Origin of the sequence: Natrinema pallidum DSM 3751, from assembly GCF_000337615.1 — an archaeon.
Taxonomy (GTDB): Archaea; Halobacteriota; Halobacteria; order Halobacteriales; family Natrialbaceae; genus Natrinema; species Natrinema pallidum.
In genome coordinates, this window is sequence record NZ_AOII01000084.1 from 1 (window position 1) to 22,833 (window position 22,833).

Here is a 22,833-nt window from a genome sequence, read left to right on the forward strand (position 1 = left end):
GATCGTCATTGCAATCACCAACTACGAGCGAGGACACGATCCAGGACGTGAGATGCTCAAGCTATGAGTTGGATTCTATGACACGCTCACCCGTGGAAACGTGGGCGCGTTAGTTGGATTGTTCGCTGTAACTGTGGTCACGTTTTGGGGACTACTGGGCACAGGTGGTGAGTCGGATGTTCTAGTTGGGTTCCCCTACGCTGTGTTTCCAGTCGCCGTCATCATCGTTTCAGTTACGACCGGCGTAGACGTCGCTGCCCGAAAAGTAGCAAAACGGGTTGGTATGTGAGTTCTATCGAGGAAACGACCCGTCCGGTTACTGATTTCCAGTCATATGCTGGTGCGAGTGGACGACAGCGTCGTCTCGCCGGACGAAGGTATGACAATCCACGGTTTTCAGATGGCAGATGCGATGGCAGTGTACTCGCTGACCGTGCGGTCCGTCAGCCGCGTCGGTGACATGCGTGAATTCGCCGTCGGGAACGGCTATCGTAGCAACAGACAGTCATTGCATACCTGATCGCGCGAGGGCGTTGCGATCGGTGTGTAAACCGCTGTGCAGTTACTACTATGGATACTGTGTCTTAATTCCCATCCCAAGGACCTGTACTTCCCGTTCGACGTTTCCACCGGTGACACGGATCGCTGCGTCGACCTCGTCACGGGGTACTCCAGTCGTGTCGGAACTATCTGACTTGACCGTCGGGGTGCCGAGTCCTCGTTTTGGAACTTCTCGACTATCGACCGTCCCACTGACCTGCCACCCACGTAACGGTACCGAGACAGATCGGACGATCGGCGGGGACTGAGCGAGTTATTCGTCGGCCGGTTTCTCGAGCGGGTCACCGCCCTCGTCGTCGGCCATCGGCGGTAACTCGCCCGACTCGTGGGTTCCCACGGGCGGCCGGTTGACCTCCGCGGCCGGCGAGGACTCGAGGTCGGTCCGCGCCTTGCCTTCGATCGCTTGCATCTCGCCGTCCTCGCGGGCGTCCTGATCGATCCGCATCGAGCAGAATTCGGCACCGCACATCGAGCAAAAGCGGGCCTCTTTGTAGTTATCGCCGGGCAGGGTCTGGTCGTGGAACGAGCGTGCGCGGTCGGGATCGAGCGCGAGGTCGAACTGTTCGCGCCAGTCGAACTCGTAGCGCGCTTCGGAAAGGGCATCGTCCCAGTCGCGCGCGCCGGGGCGTTCGGTGCCCACGTCGGCGGCGTGGGCGGCGATCCGATATGCTGCGAGGCCGTCGCGAACGTCTTCCTCCTCGGGAAGGCCGAGGTGTTCCTTCGGCGTGACGTAGCACAGCATCGCGGCACCGGCCTGGGCTGCCATCGCGGCCCCGATGGCGCTGGTGATGTGGTCGTAGCCCGGCGCGATGTCGGTCACCAGCGGTCCGAGCACGTAGAAGGGCGCGCCGTCGCAGACCTCCTGCTGGCGCTCGACGTTCTCGGCGACCTTGTGCATCGGAACGTGGCCCGGTCCCTCGACCATCACCTGGACGCCGTGGTCCCAGCCGATGCGGGTCAGTTCGCCCAGCGTGTCGAGTTCGGCGTACTGTGCCTCGTCGCAGGCGTCAGCCAGACAGCCGGGCCGGAGACTGTCCCCGAGGCTGAAGGTGACATCATGCTCGGCGAAGATCTCACAGATGTCGTGGAAGACCTGATAGAACGGGTTCTGTTCGCCGTGTTCCTCCATCCACTTGGCCATGATCGAGCCGCCCCGCGAGACGATCCCGGTCTTCCGGCCGTCGGTCAACGGCAGGTGTTCGGCGAGGATGCCGGCGTGAATCGTCATGTAGTCGACTCCCTGTTTGGCCTGCTTCTCGACGACCTCGAGCAGCAGGTCTTTCGTGATAGCCTCGGGACTGCCCGCCTGCTTGACGGCCTCGTACAGCGGCACCGTCCCAAGCGGCACCGGCGAGTGGGCGATATGCGCCTCCCGAATCTCGTCGAGATCGCTGCCGGTGCCGAGGTCCATCACGGTGTCCGCGCCGTAGTGGACCGCGGTGTGGAGTTTCTCGAGTTCCGTCTCGAGGTCGCTGGTCGTCTCGCTGTTGCCGATGTTGGCGTTGACTTTCGTCGCGAACTCCCGACCGATAATCATCGCGTCGAGCGCGTCGTGGTGCTTGTTTGCCGGAATGACCGCCTGTCCCGCTGCGACCTGCTCGCGGACGAACTCCGGCGTGCGGTTCTCTCGCTCGGCGATGCGTTCCATTTCGGGCGTCACCGTTCCCTCGCGGGCGGCCTGGATCTGGGTCTGCGCCATCGATAACTAGGTTGTATTACTAAATTATAAATCAGTATCGGCTCCGTCCGAGTCGACGGGGGCTCCCGCCACCGACGCGGCCCGTTTCAGCCAACTTAAGGGGGCCGCGCTCGAGTCACCGGGTAGGTGGCCATCAGATGTCCGATCTACCGGACGATTTCGACTGTACCATAACCAACTGGGAGTACATTTACGGCCTGTGTCGGGACGTCAGTGACGACATTCGCGACGACGAGTTCGAGCCCGACGTCGTCGTCGCGCTCGCCCGCGGTGGCTGGTTCGCCGGCCGCTGTCTCTGTGACTTCCTTGGGCTGGACGACCTGACGAGCCTGAAGATGGAACACTACGTCGGCACCGCCGAGAAGGCCGGCGAGCCGACCGTCCGCTACCCGATGCCCGAGGGCAGCGTCAAAGGTAAGGACGTGCTCATCATCGACGACATCGCCGACACCGGCGGCTCGATCCAACGGGCCTACGAGTACGTCGACGACCGCGACGCCGGCGAGGTCCGGACCGCGACCCTCCAACTGTTGGGGACCAGCGAGTTCCGGCCCGACTACGTCGGCGAACGACTCGAGGAGTGGACCTGGGTCGTCTACCCGTGGAACTTCATCGAGGACATGGTCGATCTGATCACCAGTGCGATGGAAAAGGCGGACCAGGAGACCTTCACGATCGAAGCGCTCCGTCACTTCCTCAGCGAACACCACGGCATCGAGCGCATCGAGATGGAGATCGCCCAGCCGGATCGGCTGTCCGAAGTTCTCGCCGAGATGGAACGGCGCGAGGTCCTCGAGTCGGTCGGCACCGACGAGTGGGCGCTTACGGCCGACTAACGCACGGAGTCAGCGTCAGCAGTTCCGTATCGGTGCGAGCCGGTCGATGCCGTCCGACCGGCAGCAGTCGTCGTGACGGTGTCCGTCCGGTGGTGTCACCGAGACAAATATATACGCGACGGTTGTGACATTCCCGTCGTATGAAAGGCGTACTATCCAGCCTCGGTATCGGTGCCGCGACGGTCGATACGGTCCTACCGACGACGCTCACGGCGGGCGAGTCGGTCGATGCGCGCGTCGACATCACCGGCGGCAACGACACACAGGAAATCGACGGCATCTACTTCGCGCTCGCGACGCAGTACAAAACCGACGAGAGCACGAGAACGGCGAAGATCGAGACGGTCCGCGTGGGCGACTCGTTTACCATCGAGCCCGACGAGGAGCGGACCCGAACCGTGTCGATCGACGTTCCGGTCCACACGCCCGTCACGATGGGGACGACGAGCGTCTGGCTCGACACCGGCCTCGACATCGATTGGGCGGTCGACCCGGACGACCGCGACGCCCTCGAGATCGAGCCCGATCCGCTCCGTCGGGCGTTGTTCGACGCCGTCGACTCGCTCGGCTTCGTGCTCCGGACGGCACAGTGCGAGGCGACGGAATCGCTGTTCTCCGATCACCGCTTCGTCCAGGAGTTCGAGTTCGTCCCCCGCTCGGGTCCCTTCGCGGGCGACCTCGACGAACTGGAAATCGTCCCCCTCCCGGCGGACGACGGCTTCGAGCTGTTGCTCGAGGTCGACCGCCGCGGCGGCCTGCTTGCGGAACAGTTCGATGCCGACGAGCGCCACGAGCGTCTCTCACTGCGAGCCGGTACCGAAGCTGATCTCGAGGAGCGGTTGCGAACGGCGATCGAGCGTAATTGCTAAGCTCGGCAGTTCGAACGCCGACTCGCGTCCCCGCGGCTCTGTGCCGGCCACCGGACTCGAGCAGTCGCACCGATACGGAGAGCAAACCAGACCGTTTACGACGCTGGTCCGACGAGACCAGTGCATGACGATCGGCGTGATCGGCGGGAGCGGTATCTACGAGGCACTACCACTCGGGAACACCCGCAAAACGGAGGTCTCGACGCCGTACGGCGAACCGAGCGAGGCGGTCACCCTCGGCGAACTCGGCGGTCGGGACGTCGCCTTTCTCCCGCGCCACGGGGCGGACCACCAGCATCCGCCGACCGACGCGGCTTACCGCGCGAACATCTACGCGCTCAAGTCGGTCGGCGTCGACCGCGTCATCGCCACGAACGCAGTCGGGAGTCTACGCGAGGACCTGCCGCCGCGGACGCTGGTCGTTCCCGACCAGATATTCGACCGCACGAAGCACCGCTCGCCGTCCTTCTTCGGCGACGGCATGGTCGTCCACATGGGCTTTGCCGACCCCTACTGTCCCGAGATGGCGGCTCACCTCGCCGAATCGGCCCGCGAGGCGACCGACGACACGCCCGTCCAGACGGACGGCACCTACGTCTGCATCGAAGGCCCCCAGTACTCCACCCGCGCCGAGAGCGAGTTCTACCGCGAACAGGGCTGGGACATCGTCGGGATGACCGCCATCCCGGAGGCCAAACTCGCCCGCGAGGCCGAACTGAGCTACGCCACCGTCGCTGGCGTCACCGACTACGACGTCTGGAAGGCGGACAGCGAAGTCACGCTGGACGAGGTCCTCGAGAACGCGGCGGCCAACCGGGATGCGATCAACGCGGTCGTCGAACGTGCCATCCGAACGATGCCCGACGACTTCGAGAGCGAGGCCTGGAACGCGCTCGAGGGGACGATCAACACGCCGCCGGAATCGATCCCCGAGGCGACCAGGGAGCGCGTCGACCTACTGGCCGGCGACTACCTGTAGCGAGTCCCCGACGTGAAGCGGTGTCGCGGCCGTGATCGACGCGGGCCGTCGTCGCTCGCGAACGAGCGCGGCCGGTGACGAGGCGACGCCGGTCGACTCCGAGCGAGAGTATGACAATCCTTACTTTCGGACCCGTCGTACGACCGGTGTGGATAGAATTCTCCTCAGTACGCTCGCTCACCGGTCGCCCGAGGAGGTCTTCCCGTACGTTCGGTCCTTTACCGACTACCCGCGGTACACGGAACACCTGAAAGCGGTTCGGGTCGATGGCAACGGCGACGCCGGCTCCGTCTACGACCTCGAGTTGGCGTGGTGGAAGCTCAGCTACACCGCCCGATCGCGGGTTACCGACGTTTCCGCCCCCAGATCGCTGACGTGGCGGTTGGTCAACGACATCGACGCCCGTGGCGAGTGGCGCGTCGAACCGGAGCCGGAGTCCGCGCCGTCGGACGCGGAGACGGCGAGCCGGATCTACTTCGAGGCGATGTACGACCCGCATTCGGCCGACACGAACGCCATCTCGCTCCCGCGGTTCGTCTCGCTGGACTGGGTCGTCGAGAAAGTCCAGCCCAAACTGCTCGGCGAGGCCCGCGCGGTCGTCGAGCGGCTGGTTGCGGACATCGAGGGCCGTCAGCGAGACGTGGAGTTGACGGTACACGAGATGCCGTGACCGACCCTTTGCCGCCTCGCGTTCGCTCACCGCTGTTCTGCTCACGGGGCGCTTCGCTCGCGGCTGCCCGGTGAAGTACGTCCCGTCCCCGTGTGGATCACCCCGGCGATCGGGACCTGCGTCCCGAATCAGGCCGAACTCACTTACTGCTCGCGACCGATACTGCGGATATGTGCGGACTCCGGTCCGACTCGAGACAGCGCGCACCGCAGGTGAGGCTCCGATGCGCGTGATCGTCGTCGGTGCGGGCGAAGTCGGATCGAACATCGCCGCGAGCCTCGACGACGACCACAACGTGGTCGTCATCGATACGGACCCCGATCGTATCGACGCGATCACGTATGCCTACGACGTGTTGGCGATTCGGGGCGACGGCACCTCGATCGAGACGCTGCGGGAGGCCGGCATCGCGGACGCGGATCTGGTGATCGCGAGCACCGACGTCGACGAGACCAACATCGTCGTCTGCGGGGCGGCGAAGGCCGTCGGTGAGCCGTTCACGATCGCCCGCGTCAAGAAGACGAACCTGCTGCGCACCTGGGAGCAATCGCGGGGTGCGTTCGGTATCGATTTCATGGTCTGTACGGACTTGCAGACCGCCGAAACGATCGTCCGAATCGCCGGCTTACCCGGCGCACACGACGTCGAAACCTTCGCCGACGATCTCGTCCAGATGGCCGAGTTCGAAATCGAATCGGACAGCCCCATCGCCGGCGAGACGGTGTCCGAAGCCGATCGGTTCGAGTCGCTGACCTTCGCCGCGTTGCTTCGCGACGACGATATCGTCATCCCACAAGGGGACACCGTCATCGAGGCGGGGGATGCCGTCGTCGTCATCGGGTCGCGGGAGAGCGTCCGCGCCTTCGCGGGATCGCTGACGCCCGAGCCGACGCTCGAGGATGCAAACGAGATNGATCGTCATCGTCGGCGGGACCGAGATCGGCTATCAGACGGCCCGACTCTTCGAAGCCGAAGGGCTCGAGCCGCGACTGGTCGAACGGGACCCCAGGCGGGCGCGGGAACTGGCCGAGCACCTCCCGGGAACGATGGTCCTCCAGAGCGACGCGACCGACATCGACTTTCTCGTCCGGGAGCACGTCGACGAGTCCGACATCGTCGTTGCCGCCCTCGATAGCGACGAAAAGAACCTGCTCGTCTCCCTGTTGGCGAAGCGGATCGGGGTCGAACGAACCATCGGACTCGTCGAGTCCGGCGAGTACGTCGACCTCTTCGAGACGGTCGGCGTCGATGTCGCCGTCAACCCCCGACTCGTCACCTCCGAGGAGATCACCCGGTTTACACGCGAGCAGCGGACTGAAAACGTCGCGATGCTCGAGTCCGACCGCGCCGAGGTCCTCGAGATCGAGGTCGACGACGAGAGCGTGCTCTTCGAGCGGCGGATTCAGGACGCGATGGCCGATCTTCCGGACGGCGTCGTCGTCGGGGCGATCGGCCGTGCGGGGAGGCTGATCACGCCCCGCGGCGAGACGGTCGTCGCGGGCGGCGACCACGTGGTCGTCTTCGTCGATACTGCGGTGATAGACACCGTCACGTCGGCGGTGTAGCGCCGGCTCAGTGAACGCGGTCTACGATCCGGTCGCCGACCTCGAGGCCGTTTCGGAGCGCCGCGTGAAGCCTGGCGTCACCGGCAACCCAGTCGCCGAGGCAGTACAGCCCCTCGGCCTCGGCCAGTTGGAGGGGATCGCGGGCGACGCCGTCCTCGGGCAAGGCGTGCCGCCACCCCTGGTGGTCGGTCCAGTCCGGTTCGTACACCCGCTCGTCGCCGAGCAGGTCGGCGGCCAGCGCCGCGAGCCGCTCGCGGTTCCGTTCGTGGGGCTCGTCGTAGTGATCGACCGACCACTCGTGGTTCGCCTGGACGATCAGCAGCGATTCGCCGTCGGGGACGTGGCCGGGTTTGCACTCCTCGCGGCCGATCCAGCCGATATCGTGTTCCTTGTCCGTATTGACGAGCGCGTAGTAGGGCCGGTCGAGTTCGAACGGGTAGTGGAAGACGCCGGTCCAGATCGTCCGGAAGGGGACGGCGTCGATGGCCTCGGCAAGGCGGTCGCGTACGTCGGCGTCCCACTCGGCCGAGCGAAGCAGATCGACGGTCTGGGGTGCCGGCGGGTTCAGGAGGATGACGTCGAAGGGACCCCAACGATTGCCGTCGGCATCCGCTAGGTACCAGTCGCCGGCGTCGCTTCCACCATCGCCCTCGTCGGGTCTGATCACCGTCTCGACGCGGGTCTCCCGTTCGACGGTCGCGTCGGTCCGCGCGAACAGCCGCTTTGCGATCTGGGTCAGCCCCCGCCGGTAGGTCCACTTCCGCCCGCCGCGGTCGTCCCCCTCGGAGACGGTCCCGTCACTATCGAAGGTCCAGACCGGTGGCGTGATGTCGACCAGCCCATCGGTATCCAGGGTCTCGGTCAGCAGGTCGACTACCCGCTCGTCGTCGTTTTTCACGTAGTTCGCGCCGTAGTCGTAGACGATTCCGTCCCGCCGTCTCGTCGCAGCTCGGCCGCAGAGCCCGCGGGATTTCTCGAGTACCGTTATCTCCGTCTCGGTCGCGGCGTCATCGAGGGTCGCGGTCGCGGCCACGGCGGCCGCCCCCGCACCGACGATCCCGACTCGTACCATAGGAAACGGTTGGGGCTCGAACTATGAAACGTCGTGGGCTGTGCCAACCGGATTTCGGCGGCCGGCGCGTGCAGTCACTCGAGAAGGTCCCCGATCCACCGGTACGGTCGCGGCAGTTGGAGATACCGTTTCTGTTGGGCTTGCACCCAGCCGATCGTCGTCAGGGAGCCGGCGACCAGCGGTGCGACCGAGGCCGTCCCGGCGACGAGGACGTTGCTGCCGACGATCGCCGCGGTCGTCGCGGCCCCGACCATGGCGTAACTGCGCGTGTACCGGACGTCGGTCCCGCGTTGCCACGCGAGGCCGAAGAGAATCGTCCCCGCTCCGAACAGCGCGACGAGGAACGCCGTATGCAGCCAGTAGCCGACGTTCGGTTCGATGATCGTAAATGCCGGGATATCGGGTGCACTGCTGGCGATCTCCCAGTACAGTGCGTGTGCCGGGTTGGTGATCGCGAGCGCGATCTCGAGACCGGCCAGTAGCGCCACGAGCCGATAGACCACCCCCTGATAGGGCAACAGCGGCGTGCTACTCGCCGTACTGGCGAACAGCAACCAGCCGACCCCGGCCAGGATGGCACCCAGCGTCGCGATGCTGAAGAAGAACCCTTTCACGATCGGGCGCGGGTCGATTACCTGTGCGGCGAACAAGCCGTTCCAGACCGCGACGCCCATCAGGAAGACGATATACGAGAGGCCGTTATCGCGGTCCCGATAGGCGATCGCGGTCGCCAGATATGGATACGTCGTCAGGACGACGAGTACAGCCCCAGTTGCGAGCAGCACTGGTATCAACTGGGCGAAGTTCATACTCCCTGTCTCAGTGGCATTGACTTGTATATTCTGGCAGACAGTCACCACTGCCCGACCGTCGCCCGCGATCGATGGCTCACTCGAGTCGGTCGATCGAACGGCTTTTGCAACGTCGGCAGGTAGGAGCGGGCGATGGACGTATTGATCGTCGGCGCGGGGTCGATGGGGACATGGTTCGGGGGGGCCGTCGACGCTCCGGTCTCGTTCGCCGACCTCGATCCGGACGCGGCGGCGGCCGCGGCCGATGCGGTCGGCGGTGACGTCGCCGCTCTCGAGGGTGGAACGACGTACGATGTCGTCTGCCTCGCGGTACCGATGACCCACGTCGCCGACGCGATCGGGGAGCAGGCCGGGCGGGCCGAGCAAGCGATCATCGATGTCTCGGGCGTCATGGAACCCGCAGTCGAGGCGATGGCACGTCACGCACCCGATCCGGAACGCATGAGCCTGCATCCGCTTTTCGCGCCCGAGCGGGCACCCGGGTCGATCGCCGTCGTTCGCGATCGATCGGGGCCCGTGACCGACGCCCTTCTCGCGACCCTCGAGTCGCGTGGGAACGCATTGGTCGAGACGACCGCCGCGGAACACGACGAGGCCATGGAGTCGGTCCAGGCAGCGGCCCACGCCGCGGTTCTCTCCTTTGCGCTGGCCGCGGAGTCGGTTCCGCCGGAGTTCGAAACCCCGATCTACGAGGGGTTGCGCGGACTCGTCGAACGGGTGACCGGTGGCACGCCGCGGGTCTACGCCGACATTCAGGCGACGTTCGACGGTGCGGACGCGGTCGCCGACGCGGCCGCGGCGGTCGCCGCCGCCGACGCCGACGATCTCGAGTCGCTGTACCGAGAGGCGACAACGGGCTGGCAGGAGCGACGCGACGACGAGCGACACGATACCCGGGGTGACACCGAGTGAGCGAGCAACGCGAATCCATTCGATCGAACGCGAAGTACCTGCGCAACGTCCGACCGATCGATCCCGACGAGATCTGCGAGTACGTGACGGGGAACCCGCATCCCGCGGTCGTCCGACAGCACCTCCGTGAGGAGGCCGCCGCCCTCGGGCTGATCGAACGGGACGACGGCACGTTCGTCCCCGTCGACGACGACCCGGTGCGGCCGCGCCGGGGGCCGGTCGAACGCCTCCCCGCCGAGTACGAGCGCCGACTCGAGGACCTGCTCGTCGAGCGGTACGGCCCCGACTGGGAAACCGGCGCGTCCGGAGACCTGCTCCGGTCGACGATCCGCCGCTTCAAGGCCGACTATCTCGACGGCCGGTCCGTCGACTACGACGACGACGTCGCGGCCGGCTACGCGATCTATCACCTGCCGGGCTACTACGCGGCGATCCAGTACGCGCTCGACGACCTCGCGGACCGCGGCTTGCTCGACCGTACCCTCCGGATCCTCGATCTCGGTGCGGGCGTCGGCGGCCCCGCGCTCGGGCTCTGCGACTATCTGCCCGACGACGCCCTGCTCGAGTATCACGCGGTCGAGCCGAGCGCCGCCGCGGACGTACTCGAGGCGTTGCTCGCCGAGACGGGACGGAACGTCCACCCGACGATCCACCGGACGACCGCGGAGGCGTTCGATCCGAGCGCGGCCGGCAGCGGTGACGGAAGCGACGACGGGTTCGATCCCACCGCGCCCGACGACGGCTTCGATCTGATCCTCGCCTGTAACGTCCTGAGCGAACTCGAGGACCCCGTCGCCGTCGCGCGGTCGGCCCTCGAAACGCTCGCGCCGACGGGTACCGTCCTCGCGATGGCACCCGCGGACAAGAACACCAGCGTCGGCCTGCGCGAGGTGGAACGCGACCTCGAAGACGAGCGGCTCTGGGAGCGGGCGGCCGTGGATTTCGACGCCGAGGGCGGCGGGGACGCGGAGACGTACCGCCGCGGCGAAGTCACGGTCTACGGTCCCACGGTGCGGCTCTGGCCCGGCGAACGGCCCTCGGATCGCGGGTGGTCGTTCGACGTCCGACCCGAACTCGAGGTCCCGGCGTTCCAGCGCCGCCTCGACGAGGCGACCCCGGACGGCGACGATCACGCGCCCGGCGAGTTCGTCAACGTCGATGTCCAATTTTCCTACGCACAGTTGCGTCTCGACGGCCGGCGACGGATCGACATGCGACTCGAGACCAGCGAGTGGGCGCAGATGGCCGAGATGGAACGCCACGTCACCGAGCGGATCGACCTCGTCGCGGCGAAACTCAGCCGATCGCTGAGCGACGGCGACGGGAACGGCGGTCGCGGGAGCGGGCGGTCGAACCCCCTGTTCAAGATCAGCGACGGCAGCGAGGACACCGACCATTACGCCGTCGTCACGAAGGAGACGGCGCTCAACCGACCGCTGCTCGAGGCCGATTACGGCGACGTCTGCTCGTTCGAGGGCGTCCTCGCGCTCTGGAACGACGACGAAGGAGCGTACAACCTGGTCGTCGACGAGGAGACGATCGTCGACCGGATCGCCTGAGTCGCGCCCGGAAGCGGTGGGCTTTTCGCGCCGCCGGCCAACCGGGGTGACATGAGCGACGACTGCGAGATCCTGTTGACCAACGACGACGGGATCGATAGCACCGGTATCAGGGCATTGTACGACGCCCTTTCCGAGCACGCCAACGTGACCGTCGTCGCTCCGGCCGACGACCGGAGCGCCTGCGGTCGGTCGCTCTCCCACGAAGTCGAGGTCGACGAGCGCGGGCTGGGGTATGCGGTCCACGGGACGCCCGCCGACTGCGTCGTCGCCGGCCTCGCCGAACTCGGCCCGTATCCCGATCTGGTCGTCGCGGGCTGTAACAAGGGTGCGAACCTCGGGGAGTACGTTCTCGGCCGATCGGGCACGATCAGCGCGGCCGTCGAGGCCGCGTTTTTCGACGTGCCCGCGATCGCCACGTCGCTGTACGTCCCCGTCGACGACACTCCCTTCAAGGAGGTCGACGTGACCGCCGCGGAGTACGCCGAAGCCGCGCGCATCACCTCGTATCTCGCCGAAAACGCGCTCGAGGCGGGCGTTTTCGATCACGCGGCCTATCTCAACGTCAACGTGCCGCTGCCCGACGGCGATCCCGCGCCGATCGAGATCACGCGCCCCTCGAAGCGCTACGAGATGGACGCCGAACGCGACGGGGCCCACGTCACGCTTCACGACCGCGTCTGGGACGACATGGACCCCGATTCGCTCCCCGATCCCGCCGGCACGGATCGCCGCGCCGTCGTCGAGGGCCGCATTAGCGTCTCGCCGCTGACCGCCCCTCACACGACGAACCACCACGAAGCCCTCGCTGCACTCGCCGACGCCTACCACGACGCCGTCGCACCGGCTGATCGATGACGGGGCGCGGTCGCTCGAGCCGGGTTGGTCGGCGAGCCTGTCGGTCGCCGAAAGTGATAACTGACTTGCGGGTCGCAAGGGGGTCGCTATTCGACGACGGGGCCGTCACGATAGTCACACCGTACTCGACGGAAATCACTCATGATCCGTACAAAACATAAAATCAAGGTAGGTGGGCGTTCAAGCTGCGGTAGTCCCAACGGAGCGTGATCCATAGATGGTATTCAATACACTCTGGGCTCGGCTGTCGTCTCTCTGGAGCGGGTCGACCGACGACTCCCAATCGGACGAGTCCACGACGGCCACGGCGGAATCGAGCGAGGAATCCGAGGACGAAACATTAAGCTACGCCGAAGAAATCGAGTACGGCGTCGACGAACGCGATCTCCCCGACGAGGACAAGGTTCTCAGACTGCTCGTCAAACGCGGCGGCCGCGTCGATCAATCGACCGTCCGCGAGGAAACCGGCTGGTCGCCGGAGCGGCTCGAGGACGTCATCGACCGCATGGAAGCGGACGATCAGATCAGCGCGATCACCGTCGGCCGCAAGCGCGTGATCTGCCGGCGCGGGTTCGAACCCAAGGGGTATCGCGGCCATCTCAACGAATAATTCGCTGCTCCGTGTCCGACGATCGGGACCGATTTCCCGCTCCCGCTCCTGGGTTCGTGCTCGAGCGGCTGCCGACTGGGACCCCGCCCCGCCACTCCCGGCTCCGATGGTCTCACGCTCGAAGACGCCCAGGTCCCCGCTCGCGTCACCCACGAGCCCTCGACTCGCCACGGCCGTTTCGCTAAACGGACCATCACGTTTAAGCGATCGAATTACGATCACCGCCTATGGACGACGAATTCCTCGACGGCGAATCGCTCACCGGACGGCAGGCGGGACTGATCTTCATCGGCTTCCTCAGTTTTATCGTCCTCTCCGGGGTGGCCCTGGTACTCCTCAGAGGTCTGTTCTAACTCCCGGGCCGTCGTTCGACCGACTCGAGTCGGCCGATGAGCGACCGGTTCTCCGCGGGCGGGCTTACGATCCGGGTTCGACGAGATCCGCTTCCCCATGGGTCTCCTCGACGGTGGTCACGCGAACCGTAGCCTCGATCGCCGCGATGTCCGCCTCGAGAAAGAGGACGAAGCCGCTTTCGGTCTTACAGACGAGCGTACCGTCGGACTGCCGGTCGACGATGTCGACGGAGACCTCGTCGCCGATTTCGGGCTTTCCGCCCAGGGGATCACCGCATCGCCAGCACTCGGTGTCGTACTCCGCTGTCCCTTCCGGCGCGTTGTTCGCCCCGCATCGGGGCGTCTCGCACTTGATGAACGAGTCGTGTGTCCCCGGCTGATAGCGTCCCACGTCGCCATCGATGCGATTGCTTCGTAAAAGGGTGCCGCTGGCTCGCCGTCACGGCCGCGGCCGATGAGGACTGCAGTGTCGCCGTGCAGTTCGCCTCAGCTCACGCGACATCCGGTGCCGAAATGAAGCGGCGGGCGAACGTGTCCGATTCCGTTTCGGAACTGTTGCTTTCGGGACGCAGGACACCGTCGATCCCCCTCGGATAGCGATTCAGCGTCTCCCTCCCACGCCTCGTCATAGTTTTATCGGGGTCGGAGTCATCGAAAAGGTCCCGCTCTCATCCGTTCACCGGACGATCGCATACCAGTTCCGTTTCAACGTACGGAACGCGAGCGACCGCTTCGGGGACCCGTTTGATCTCGAGGGTCGTGTCGGCCGAAAGTTCTCGACCGGCCACCTGTTGTATCTCGGTGAAGAACTGGCGGACCGGATAGCGATGACGTGGCTTGTCGAGTCGATTGGTTCTAAACAACCGCCATCCAGCATATACTCGGCGTATAAAGTACACGCATGTCCCTGTCTGAGGGAGAGTAATCTACCACTTTAATATTGCCCGATAGGACATAACGTATGCCTTGAAAGTATTTAATCTGTATTATGGTTATTGAACGCATATCGTCGGCATGATACTGCTGGACAACCCGAGCCGACATCTGATTGGCTTACTACGAGAGAGGCGGAGACCTCTATTACCGGTAGCCTCTCGTGGTGTCCACGAAGCACAGCAGGGTTGAACAGGCAGTCTCGAGTCAATAGGAACTCTCGGTGTGAGAATCCGCTGAGTACCTGCCGATCAAAACTATATAAAATGTCATACTATCGTCCGAGAAAGGCCACTAGAAAGCGTCGTCAGGATGAAGCTGCCAAAAACATAGGAACAGGTAGATGAAGAGATTGATTTACAATAATGGTGAGAAAATGTGGGTATTTGGGTATGATTCGGATTATCCCCGGACTCTGTTGTGCTTCTACCCCTCCTGAAGGATTTCGGAGCCAGCAGGTGTGTCTAGTTCGACTTGCAACCCGGCATCTGCCTTCCACCACTCGTCACCAGCCGGTCGGTTTCCGTCTTCAGTGTCGAACTGAATCTCGTCGTAGTACGGGCTCTGACCCTTGACAGTGCCTTCAACGGTGGTTTCGCCGTTGTTCCTGGTGACATCATCGTTGCCGAGAATACCATTCTCAACGTTATTCAACGTTGCATCTTCATCAGGCACAGTCACTTCGTAGGTGAGAGTACCGTCGTCAGGTTCCGTTTCGAATCGGATTGCGAAGGACTCCGTGCCTGTCGGCTTGACGGATTCCTCATCCTCGGAAGATTCGTCTGCTGCTACTACTCCGGAGATACCCGCTACTCCCACTGCAGCGGCAGTGATGTTACGAACGACACTACGTCTGGTTATATTATCTCGACCCATTCCAATTAGATATACTACAATATAACTATTAAATCTTGTGCCAAACTAATAGATGGTATTCAGATACGCTGATTCGGCACCGTCTAGTTAGCGCAGTTCGAGAAGTGAGCAGGTCATAGAGTTGGTTGGAATGATGTTCGCAGACCTACTCAGCGAGAGCACCGCCGCTGGAAACGAGTACACCGATGATCCCTCCGCTAACTGCAGCTATAGTAGCAACTGAAATGATTGACACACTGATCGCAACGCCGTCGTGCGATCAGGTGTGCATTGACTTTCAGTTGCTACTATAATGTCCCCCGTCGTATCGTGCTCTCCCACGCACTCGGTGACGGCACCGACCGCTCCGAGACCGGCCGCGACGAGGAGAACGTCCGTATTCGTCTCGATTCTCCCGAATCGACTGGTGATGGGAGCAGACGCTCCGAGGACGAACAGCCCGCTGCCTGCGACGAGTCGTCCTCTCCTTCGACGGCCCATCGATTAGTAATCTGTTCGCCGTTAGTTTATACTATCTAACACGTTTTCTTTCGGAACGTCAACGCTTAACGGGACCCGCTCCCAGATATCGGTATGACTCGAGGTGTTGTCCGTGGTCAGTAGCGGCGGGATGAATCGACTTCTGACGGTCACCCTCGGTGGGCTCGCCTCCGCGGTGGTCGCAATCGCCCTGTTCATCGTCTACCCCGAGACGCTGACGGACCTGTTGGGTGTGCTGGTCGCGCTCGCGGCCGTTCTCGTCGGTCTGCGGTTTGCGAGCAACGCCGCCGATTCGCTGTATCCGACCTACGACGTCGCCGAAGTCGCCGTCGAGGGTCCGATCAGCCGAGACGGCGGTGGCGGGCCGCTCCCCACGACGCCGGGCGCGACGCCGGCCGACGACGTCGTCGAGCAGATCGATCGCGCGAACGAGGACGAGAGCGTGCGGGCGCTCCTCGTGAAGCTGAACACGCCCGGTGGCGAGGTCGTCCCCAGCGACGACATCCGCCTCGCGGCCGAGCGGTTCGACGGGCCGACCGTCGCCTACGCGACCGATGTCTGTGCCAGCGGGGGCTACTGGATCGCCAGCGGTTGCGACGAGTTGTGGGCGCGCGAGGGGTCGATCGTCGGCTCGATCGGTGTCATCGGCTCTCGAGTCAATGCCAGCGACCTCGCCGAGAAGGTCGGCCTCTCCTACGAGCGGTTCGCCGCCGGCGAGTTCAAGGACGCCGGCACGCCGCTGAAGGAACTCGAGGACGAGGAACGCGAGTACCTCCAGGGCTTGATCGACGACTACTACGACACTTTCGTCGAGCGGGTCAGCGACGGCCGGGATCTGGACGCCGAGTTCGTCCGGGACACCGAGGCCCGGATCTACCTCGGCGAGGAGGCCCACGAGATGGACCTGGTCGACCATCTCGGCACCCGTCGGGAGATCGAGGCCGAACTCGCCGACCGCCTCGACACCGACGAGGTGGCCGTCGAGGAGTTCGAGCCCGAACGGCCGCTGATGGCCCGCGTCGGCGCGGGAGCCCAGCAAGTCGCGTACGCCTTCGGTGCCGGAATCGCCGGCCTCGGCGACGGGCGCGGGTTCCGACTGCGGAGCTGATTTCGACGCGCTCGCGGGGTCGCCGCGGTCGCTACGGTCCCCGCGGCCGGTGTGAGCACCGTTCGCCGGTCGAGCGAGTTCGGACCGGATATCGCCGCGACCGTCTCCGAACGAGTAAGTGGTTTTATCGTCGCACAGAATGCATCGCCTACCGTGACAACGCTGGTCGTCTGTCTCGACCGGACCGACGATGTCGGCCGCAAGACCGGTCTTCGGTCGCCCGTCGTCGGCTGGGAGGCAGTCCGCGCGCTCGTGACCGATGTCGGCCTCGCGGACCCGGAGGACTCGGGGGTCAACACCTTGCTCGAGTCGCTCCGGGTCGCCCAGAACTTACGCGACGAAAACGAGGAGGTCGTCGTCGCGGTCGTCTCGGGGGACCACGAGTCGATGGTGTCGGCCGATCGAGCGGTCGCCGAGCAACTGGACGAGCTCATCGCCGAGTACGACCCGGAGTCGGCGGTCGTGGTGACCGACAGCGCGGAGGACGAACGGCTGATCCCGATCGTCGAGAGCCGCGTCCGGGTCGACTCCGTCGATCGAGTCGTCGTCCGGCAGGCCCGCGACATCGAATCGACCTACTACCTGCTCAAGCAGTTCCTCGCCGACGAGGAACTGCGACAGACCGTCCTCGTTCCGATCGGGTTGACCCTGCTGGTCTTCCCGCTGCTCGCGACGACGGTCGGCCCTGCACAGGGTGCGGCCGCGATCACCACCGTCATCGGCCTCTTCCTGCTCTACAAGGGGTTCAACGTCGACGAACTCCTGGCTCGAGCGGCCCGGCAGACCCAGGAGTCGCTGTACTCCGGGCAAGTGTCGGTCGTCACCTACGTCGTCGCCGCGGGACTGACGTTCGTCGGCCTGTTCGTCGGCGCGCTCAGCGTCTCGAACCTCGGCGAGACGCCGGGGGTGGTGATTCCGGCGACGCGGTTCGCCTTCGATAGCATTCCTTGGCTGGCGATGGCCGCGCTGACCGCCAGCGCCGGCCGACTGCTCGACGAGGCGATCGGTGACGAGCCGATCCGGAGTTCCTTTCTCAATCTCCCGTTTATCGTCCTCGCCGTCGCCCTGGTCGTCCGCGGGTTCTCGGCGTACTTCCTCGAGCAACAGGCGGTGATCGATCCCGTCGTCGTTCCCGCGAACGAGTTCGGCATCGTCTCCAACAAGCGGTTCGTGCTGGCCGCGGGCGAACGACTCGCCCTGTTCGTCGTCACCGCGATCCTCGTGAGCCTCGTCGGGGCGCGTGTTGCGGCCTCCCTTAGCGGCTCGAACGAGGCCGCCGAACGGGGCGACGGCGGTTCGGAGACGGCACTCGCCAACGGCGGGCAGGCGGACACGAACGGCGACCGCGAATCTGAGGCCGGAACCGACGCGATCCCGGAGCGGCGCGACCCCGAACTCACGGACGGGGGAGACGCGAACGCGGACCCGGGCAGCGGCGATCGAGATCGGTGACCCGTCCCTGACACGGTATTCATTTACCCGCGCCGAGCGACCACCGACTATGAGCGACGCAGACGGTGCGTGGGTGAGTCTCTTTTCGGGCGGCAAGGACTCCGCATGGGCGCTGTACCGCGCTCTCGAGGCGGGGCTGCCGGTCGAGCGGCTGGTCACTGTCCACCCCGCGGGCGACTCGTACATGTATCACGTTCCCGAAACGGAACTGGCCGCGCTGGCAGCCGAGAGCATCGGTATCGAACTGCTGGATGTCGAACCCGCGGACTTCGAGGCCGACGCGGCCACCGATTCGGGCGCACAGGGCGACGCCGAACTCGAGCCACTCGAGGCCGCGCTTGCGGAACTCGATCGCGATCTCGCGGACGGTATCGCCGGTCTCACGGCCGGAGCCGTCGAGAGCGAGTATCAGACGAGTCGCATTCGAGGGCTGTGTGATCGCCTCGACTGTGACCTGTTCGCTCCGCTCTGGCAGGAACCCCCACGTGACCTGGCCGACGCGATGCTCGCGGCCGGGTTCGAGATCGAAATCATTCAGGTCGCGGCCCACGGCCTCGACGAGTCGTGGCTCGGGCGAACGCTCGACCGGGACGCGATCGACGAACTCGAGACCCTCCACGAGGAGTACGGCGTCCACATTCTGGGCGAGGGCGGCGAGTTCGAGACGTTCGTCGTGGACGGACCGCACATGGACCGGCGGATCGCCCTCGAGTACGAGACGGAGTGGGCGGGGACGCGGGGACGGGTGCGGGTCACGAACGCACGACTGGAATAACGGCTCTCGCGGCGTTCGTCACGGCTTCCAGCGAGTCACGTCCGAGCAGATCGGCCGGCTCGAGCCGCTCTTCGAAGGAGCAGTTACCGGTCCGAGCCGTTGGTGATCGTCGTGTGGGCACCGATGAGCGCTCCCGCGAGGTCGAGCTCCTCGATGTGGGTCCCCTGATCGATGATCGAGCGCCGAATGTCGCCGTTGCGTACCGTCGCGTCCGGGAAGATGACCGTGTGCTCGAGATCGGTATCTGCCAGAGTTACGCCGTCCATGACGTGGACGTTCTCGCCGATCGTGGCGTCTTCGAGCGTCGCGGAGTCGGCGACCAGCGAGTCACCGTCCAGATGCCAGGCGACGGCGTCGAGGTAGCTCTCGGGAGTGCCGATATCGAACCACGCGCCCTCGAACGTGAAGGCGTAGGTATCTTCGCGGTTCTGGAGCCACTGGACGAACCAGCCGGGCTCGTCGGGGTTGTTGCCGTCCTCGAGATAGGTCGGGAGGAGGGACAGCGAATCCTGGGGGAACGCATAGCAGGCGATCGAAACGAGCGTGCTCTTCGGATCGTCGGGTTTCTCCTGGAAGTCGACGACGCGGTCGCCCTCGAGTTCGACGAGCCCGTAAGATGTCGCTTTCTCGCGGGAGCCAACGTCGTAGGCGGCGAGCGTGGGGGCCACTCGTCGTTCGAATTCGTCGAGGAACTCGTCGATGTCGAAGCTGATCAGGTTGTCGCCAGCGATGACCAGCAGGTCGTCGTCGACGTTCTCGCGGTCGATCAGTTGGGCTAGGGCACCGACGACACCGAACTTGTCGTCTTCCTCGGTCGTCTCTTCGATCGATAGCTGCGGCTTCTCGAACTCGCTGTCGGCGAGATGAGCCTCGAAGTCGGGCGCGAACCGCTCGTTCGTGCTGACGTAAACCTCCTCGATCCGGTCGTCAGCCTCGAGTTCCGAAAAGATCCGATCGATGACAGTCGACTCACCGATCGGGAGGAACATCTTGGGCCGATGCTTGGTAATTGGCCACATTCGCGTCGCGTACCCGCCTGCAAGGACGACGGCCTTCATGACCCTGACTTCATTTGGTGCCGGTAAGTTACTTGCCCTTTCAGTGAGTTCGTATCGCGATCCGGCCCGGTCGCCGAATCGCGACGCAGCTGTCGGACCAACGGACGTACTGCCGTGAGTATAAGTACGAGACCCGCGTGACCCAACGTATGCGCCAGGCCGACGAAACGACGCGACAGAAGCTCGCCGACGCGCTCCGTGCCGAGCCGGCGACGCCGAGCGAACTCGCGACCCAGTTCGATCTCACGCCGCACGCGGTGGTCCGGCACGTCGAACACGTCTCCCAGTCGGTCGACGGAACGGACGAACGGCTGCTCGTCGCGCCGCCGACCTGTCGGGACTGCGGGTTCGACGACTACGACGACCTGTTGAACCTCCCCTCGCGATGTCCCGACTGTAAGAGCGAGTCCGTCGGCGAGCCGACGTTTACCATCGAGTGAACCGGACGGTCATCGTCGACGGACTGTCAGCACCCTCGATTATTCAGTCTCCAATCCGATACTAATATTTATGGTGCAGGTGAGAACCCGATACGAACTCTCGAGCGAACGGCGGCGACGCGGTCGTTCGACGGCGACCGTCGTCCGTGTTCATCGCCGCGGCCGTTCGACTCGAGCCCTACGGAGCACATATGACTTCCAGATCCCACCCCGAGCGTGACTGCGTCGAGTCCGTACAGGCAGTGCTCGACTGGCTCGACGGGCACGACGGGGTCGACGCCTCGACCGAGTCGCTCGACGGCGCATTCGCTCTCCTGGCCGACCAGCGTCGCCGCCTGTTGCTTACCGTCATGCGGACCTACGGCGAGGAACTGACGCTGCCGGACGCGGCCGAGGAAGTCGCCGTCCGCGAAACGGGGCGCAAGGTGACGAACATCCCGGCCGAGCGGGTCAGAGAGGTGTATCTCTCACTCTACCACGACCACCTGCCGCGGCTCGTCGACGCCGGCCTGCTCGAGTACGATCAGGAGCGGGATCTGGTCGCCCCGGACGCGGTCTAGAACTCCACGTTCGAGGTCGACGCTCGGTCGAGATCGTCGCTCTCGAGCGGTCCGGGACCGACGAACTCGTAGTCCGCGTCGGTCAGGTAGACATCGCCGTCCGAGACGGTGATCTCGAGATCGGTGAGGTACGCTCCCTCGCAGGGGCCGAAGGTACAGCGTCCGGAGTCGGCCGCGAAGTACGCACCGTGGTTCGCACAGACGAGTTCACCGTCTCGCATCGGTGCACCCGAGCCCTTATCGAGTTTGATGTGCGTGAGATGCTGACAGTAGTTCAATCAACAGGCGATTCCGTCGGCGTTCGGGTCGTCACCGTCCGTCGTCGCCGTCCCGTCGGCGACGAGAATCGCTTCCCGTTCGTCGCCCGAGTCGTCGACGACACGAAAGAGGAACGTCGAGTCGTCTGGCACGTCCGCAAGCGCCGTGATCCGTCCTGCATTCATTACGCGCCGATTACCGGTCGGACATCCTGAACGTTACGACCGCCGCGAGCAACCGTCTGACTAACTTGCACCCCGTTTCCGACTTCCGCCACCGATGGACCCCCGTCTCATGTACCGATCCTATGGCTACACGAGGCGGGAGTCTCGGCTGTCGCGCATATCATCGAGGGCGCGTCACTCGTAGCACAGGTTCTCGACGCGGTCGTCGTACAGGCCCGCCAGCCGGTCCGTCACGGGACCGCCGCCGATCGCCCGTCCATCGAGCGTCGCGATCGGGCGTAGTTCCCAGGTTCGATTCGTGAGAAACGCTTCGTCAGCCTCGAGCACGTCGGCCGGCTCGTATCGCCCTTCGCGGACCGGCATCCCGGCCTCGCGAGCCAGTTCGAGCACGATATCGCGGGTGATCCCCGGCAACACCGGACCGTCGGTCGTCGGTGTGTGGATCACGTCGTCGCGGACGAAACACAGGTTGCTCGTCGCACCCTCGGCGATCCGGCCCTCGAGATCGCACAGCAGCGCCTCGTCGCTGTCGGCCGCGAGTTCGACGCGCGCGAGAATACCGTTCAGGTAGTTGTGGGTCTTGGCGGCGGCGGGGATCGACGCGTCCGGCACCCGTCGCGTCGCGACGGTTTCGACCGTCGCCGGGCCGTCCCAGACGGGGTCGCCCTCGAGTCCGCCCCGCGGCAGCGGTTTCACGTAGATTACGACCGTCGGCTCGACGTCGGGCTGGGGCGTGAGTTTTCCCGGCTGGACGCCGCGGGTGATCGAGAGCCGAACGTAGGCGTCGGCGAGGTCGTTCGCCGCGAGCGTCTCGTCGATCCGGCCGCGGAGGTCCGCAGCCGACAGCCCGTGCTCGAGCGAGAGCGCCTCGCAGGTGCGCTCGAGGCGCTCGAGATGGGCGTCCCACGCGAGGATCGTCCCGCCGTAGGCTCGCAGCGTCTCGAAGGCGGCGTCGCCGTAGCGAAAGCCCCGGTCGTCGACGCTGACGGTCGCCTCGCTGGCGGGGACGAGATCGCCGTCGACGTGGTAAATGTAGTCGTCGGTCATGGCAGGGCACTCGAGTCGCGGTCATCTCGTCGTGGCACTCGGAGGTGTATGAACCCACTGCTCCTCGAGAGTGTCCGGGATCGTCACGGCCGCCGCCGCGTTACAGCTATTACATTCCTTATAGAGGTCGAATATATCAATCAACATCGAACGGTTCGAAGGTGATCCGACCACGGAACTTCGGTCGAACGGACGGACGAACGCGGAAGGGGTCCTCTCGTACCTGGCGGCATCGCCCGAGCAGGCGCTCACGCCGAAGGAGATCCACGAGGCAACCGACGTTGCACGCGGGAGCGTCGGCGTCGG

Annotated in this window: 21 protein-coding genes and 2 pseudogenes; 15 read left to right on the forward strand and 8 right to left on the reverse strand. The window is 64.8% G+C overall.

Annotated features, from left to right (window positions below):
• Window positions 1-814 precede the first annotated feature (814 nt).
• Window positions 815-2,260, reverse strand: coding sequence for a phosphomethylpyrimidine synthase ThiC (thiC, locus tag C487_RS13330; RefSeq protein WP_006186316.1), 1,446 nt, complete (start codon window positions 2,258-2,260; stop codon window positions 815-817).
• A gap of 137 nt (window positions 2,261-2,397) precedes the next feature.
• Here thiC and C487_RS13335 point away from each other — a divergent pair, with 137 nt between their 5' ends.
• The 5 genes and pseudogenes from C487_RS13335 to trkA all read left to right on the forward strand — a co-directional run bounded on the left by C487_RS13335 (window position 2,398) and on the right by trkA (window position 7,179).
• Window positions 2,398-3,096, forward strand: coding sequence for a phosphoribosyltransferase (locus C487_RS13335; RefSeq protein ID WP_006186317.1), 699 nt, complete (start codon window positions 2,398-2,400; stop codon window positions 3,094-3,096).
• Between the two features lie 140 nt (window positions 3,097-3,236).
• On the forward strand, window positions 3,237-3,965 hold the full coding sequence (locus C487_RS13340; RefSeq protein WP_006186318.1) for a sporulation protein: 729 nt from the start codon (window positions 3,237-3,239) through the stop codon (window positions 3,963-3,965).
• A gap of 124 nt (window positions 3,966-4,089) precedes the next feature.
• Window positions 4,090-4,944, forward strand: a complete 855-nt coding sequence (gene mtnP, locus C487_RS13345) for an S-methyl-5'-thioadenosine phosphorylase (RefSeq protein WP_006186319.1) — start codon at window positions 4,090-4,092, stop codon at window positions 4,942-4,944.
• A 148-nt stretch (window positions 4,945-5,092) separates the two neighbouring features.
• Entirely contained in the window at window positions 5,093-5,614 is a 522-nt protein-coding gene (locus tag C487_RS13350; protein ID WP_049908160.1) for an SRPBCC family protein, read from the forward strand.
• Between the two features lie 223 nt (window positions 5,615-5,837).
• Window positions 5,838-7,179: pseudogene (trkA, locus tag C487_RS13355) on the forward strand (Trk system potassium transporter TrkA).
• A gap of 7 nt (window positions 7,180-7,186) precedes the next feature.
• Here trkA and C487_RS13360 read toward each other — a convergent pair.
• Both C487_RS13360 and C487_RS13365 read right to left on the reverse strand, forming a co-directional pair.
• On the reverse strand, window positions 7,187-8,251 hold the full coding sequence (locus C487_RS13360; RefSeq protein ID WP_006186321.1) for an NAD(P)/FAD-dependent oxidoreductase: 1,065 nt from the start codon (window positions 8,249-8,251) through the stop codon (window positions 7,187-7,189).
• 74 nt (window positions 8,252-8,325) lie between these two features.
• Window positions 8,326-9,060, reverse strand: a complete 735-nt coding sequence (locus C487_RS13365) for a histidine kinase N-terminal 7TM domain-containing protein (RefSeq protein ID WP_006186322.1) — start codon at window positions 9,058-9,060, stop codon at window positions 8,326-8,328.
• 135 nt (window positions 9,061-9,195) lie between these two features.
• Here C487_RS13365 and C487_RS13370 point away from each other — a divergent pair, with 135 nt between their 5' ends.
• From C487_RS13370 to C487_RS21725, 5 genes are all read left to right on the forward strand, one after another.
• Window positions 9,196-9,975: a prephenate dehydrogenase/arogenate dehydrogenase family protein gene (locus C487_RS13370; RefSeq protein ID WP_006186323.1), complete on the forward strand. Its 780-nt coding sequence runs from the start codon at window positions 9,196-9,198 to the stop codon at window positions 9,973-9,975.
• Window positions 9,972-11,534 (forward strand): small ribosomal subunit Rsm22 family protein, encoded by a 1,563-nt coding sequence (locus tag C487_RS13375; RefSeq protein WP_006186324.1) that lies wholly within the window; start codon window positions 9,972-9,974, stop codon window positions 11,532-11,534. Before C487_RS13370 ends, C487_RS13375 begins: the two co-directional genes overlap by 4 nt.
• Window positions 11,535-11,585: 51 nt before the next feature.
• Window positions 11,586-12,392, forward strand: coding sequence for a 5'/3'-nucleotidase SurE (surE, locus tag C487_RS13380; protein ID WP_006186325.1), 807 nt, complete (start codon window positions 11,586-11,588; stop codon window positions 12,390-12,392).
• Between the two features lie 217 nt (window positions 12,393-12,609).
• A complete protein-coding gene (locus C487_RS13385; RefSeq protein ID WP_006186326.1) occupies window positions 12,610-13,002 on the forward strand; it encodes a helix-turn-helix transcriptional regulator in 393 nt (130 codons plus the stop codon).
• 227 nt (window positions 13,003-13,229) lie between these two features.
• Window positions 13,230-13,355 carry a hypothetical protein gene (locus C487_RS21725; RefSeq protein ID WP_006186327.1) on the forward strand — a complete coding sequence of 42 codons (126 nt, stop codon included), beginning with the start codon at window positions 13,230-13,232 and terminating at the stop codon, window positions 13,353-13,355.
• Window positions 13,356-13,419: 64 nt separating this feature from the next.
• Here the strand turns inward: C487_RS21725 and C487_RS13390 are convergent, their stop codons facing one another.
• Entirely contained in the window at window positions 13,420-13,746 is a 327-nt protein-coding gene (locus tag C487_RS13390) for a TRAM domain-containing protein (RefSeq protein ID WP_006186328.1), read from the reverse strand.
• A gap of 968 nt (window positions 13,747-14,714) precedes the next feature.
• Window positions 14,715-15,164, reverse strand: a complete 450-nt coding sequence (locus C487_RS13395) for a hypothetical protein (RefSeq protein WP_238705302.1) — start codon at window positions 15,162-15,164, stop codon at window positions 14,715-14,717.
• A 592-nt stretch (window positions 15,165-15,756) separates the two neighbouring features.
• Between C487_RS13395 and sppA the strand changes: the two genes are divergently transcribed.
• From sppA to C487_RS13410, 3 genes are all read left to right on the forward strand, one after another.
• Window positions 15,757-16,752 (forward strand): signal peptide peptidase SppA, encoded by a 996-nt coding sequence (gene sppA, locus C487_RS13400; RefSeq protein WP_006186331.1) that lies wholly within the window; start codon window positions 15,757-15,759, stop codon window positions 16,750-16,752.
• Between the two features lie 153 nt (window positions 16,753-16,905).
• The gene (locus C487_RS13405; RefSeq protein WP_049908161.1) at window positions 16,906-18,204 is read left to right on the forward strand and encodes a DUF373 family protein; all 1,299 of its coding nucleotides are present in this window, start codon (window positions 16,906-16,908) and stop codon (window positions 18,202-18,204) included.
• Between the two features lie 49 nt (window positions 18,205-18,253).
• Entirely contained in the window at window positions 18,254-18,979 is a 726-nt protein-coding gene (locus tag C487_RS13410; protein ID WP_006186333.1) for a diphthine--ammonia ligase, read from the forward strand.
• Window positions 18,980-19,062: 83 nt separating this feature from the next.
• Here C487_RS13410 and C487_RS13415 read toward each other — a convergent pair whose 3' ends face one another.
• On the reverse strand, window positions 19,063-20,037 hold the full coding sequence (locus C487_RS13415; protein ID WP_006186334.1) for a sugar phosphate nucleotidyltransferase: 975 nt from the start codon (window positions 20,035-20,037) through the stop codon (window positions 19,063-19,065).
• A gap of 149 nt (window positions 20,038-20,186) precedes the next feature.
• On the opposite strand from C487_RS13415, the gene C487_RS13420 reads away from it, so the two are divergent.
• Window positions 20,187-20,477 (forward strand): transcriptional regulator, encoded by a 291-nt coding sequence (locus C487_RS13420; RefSeq protein ID WP_006186335.1) that lies wholly within the window; start codon window positions 20,187-20,189, stop codon window positions 20,475-20,477.
• Between the two features lie 191 nt (window positions 20,478-20,668).
• Window positions 20,669-21,037, forward strand: a complete 369-nt coding sequence (locus tag C487_RS13425) for a DUF7344 domain-containing protein (RefSeq protein WP_049908162.1) — start codon at window positions 20,669-20,671, stop codon at window positions 21,035-21,037.
• Here C487_RS13425 and C487_RS13430 read toward each other — a convergent pair.
• Window positions 21,034-21,480: pseudogene (locus C487_RS13430) on the reverse strand (Rieske (2Fe-2S) protein). The gene C487_RS13425 and the pseudogene C487_RS13430 overlap by 4 nt on opposite strands.
• A 174-nt stretch (window positions 21,481-21,654) precedes the next feature.
• Window positions 21,655-22,527, reverse strand: a complete 873-nt coding sequence (locus C487_RS13435; protein WP_006186337.1) for an aminotransferase class IV — start codon at window positions 22,525-22,527, stop codon at window positions 21,655-21,657.
• Between the last annotated feature and the right edge of the window lie 306 nt (window positions 22,528-22,833).

Bases quoted from the DNA above. Each gene is read 5' to 3' on its own strand.
- C487_RS13370 (WP_006186323.1), top strand. From the start codon at position 9,196: ATGGACGTATTGATCGTCGGCGCGGGGTCGATGGGGACATGGTTCGGG.
- C487_RS13340 (WP_006186318.1), top strand. From the start codon at position 3,237: ATGAAAGGCGTACTATCCAGCCTCGGTATCGGTGCCGCGACGGTCGAT.
- C487_RS13365 (WP_006186322.1), bottom strand. From the start codon at position 9,060: ATGAACTTCGCCCAGTTGATACCAGTGCTGCTCGCAACTGGGGCTGTA.
- C487_RS13420 (WP_006186335.1), top strand. From the start codon at position 20,187: ATGCGCCAGGCCGACGAAACGACGCGACAGAAGCTCGCCGACGCGCTC.
- mtnP (WP_006186319.1), top strand. From the start codon at position 4,090: ATGACGATCGGCGTGATCGGCGGGAGCGGTATCTACGAGGCACTACCA.
- C487_RS13395 (WP_238705302.1), bottom strand. From the start codon at position 15,164: ATGGGTCGAGATAATATAACCAGACGTAGTGTCGTTCGTAACATCACT.
- C487_RS13385 (WP_006186326.1), top strand. From the start codon at position 12,610: ATGGTATTCAATACACTCTGGGCTCGGCTGTCGTCTCTCTGGAGCGGG.
- C487_RS21725 (WP_006186327.1), top strand. From the start codon at position 13,230: ATGGACGACGAATTCCTCGACGGCGAATCGCTCACCGGACGGCAGGCG.
- C487_RS13425 (WP_049908162.1), top strand. From the start codon at position 20,669: ATGACTTCCAGATCCCACCCCGAGCGTGACTGCGTCGAGTCCGTACAG.
- C487_RS13435 (WP_006186337.1), bottom strand. From the start codon at position 22,527: ATGACCGACGACTACATTTACCACGTCGACGGCGATCTCGTCCCCGCC.
- C487_RS13335 (WP_006186317.1), top strand. From the start codon at position 2,398: ATGTCCGATCTACCGGACGATTTCGACTGTACCATAACCAACTGGGAG.
- C487_RS13415 (WP_006186334.1), bottom strand. From the start codon at position 20,037: ATGAAGGCCGTCGTCCTTGCAGGCGGGTACGCGACGCGAATGTGGCCA.
- surE (WP_006186325.1), top strand. From the start codon at position 11,586: ATGAGCGACGACTGCGAGATCCTGTTGACCAACGACGACGGGATCGAT.
- C487_RS13360 (WP_006186321.1), bottom strand. From the start codon at position 8,251: ATGGTACGAGTCGGGATCGTCGGTGCGGGGGCGGCCGCCGTGGCCGCG.
- C487_RS13410 (WP_006186333.1), top strand. From the start codon at position 18,254: ATGAGCGACGCAGACGGTGCGTGGGTGAGTCTCTTTTCGGGCGGCAAG.
- thiC (WP_006186316.1), bottom strand. From the start codon at position 2,260: ATGGCGCAGACCCAGATCCAGGCCGCCCGCGAGGGAACGGTGACGCCC.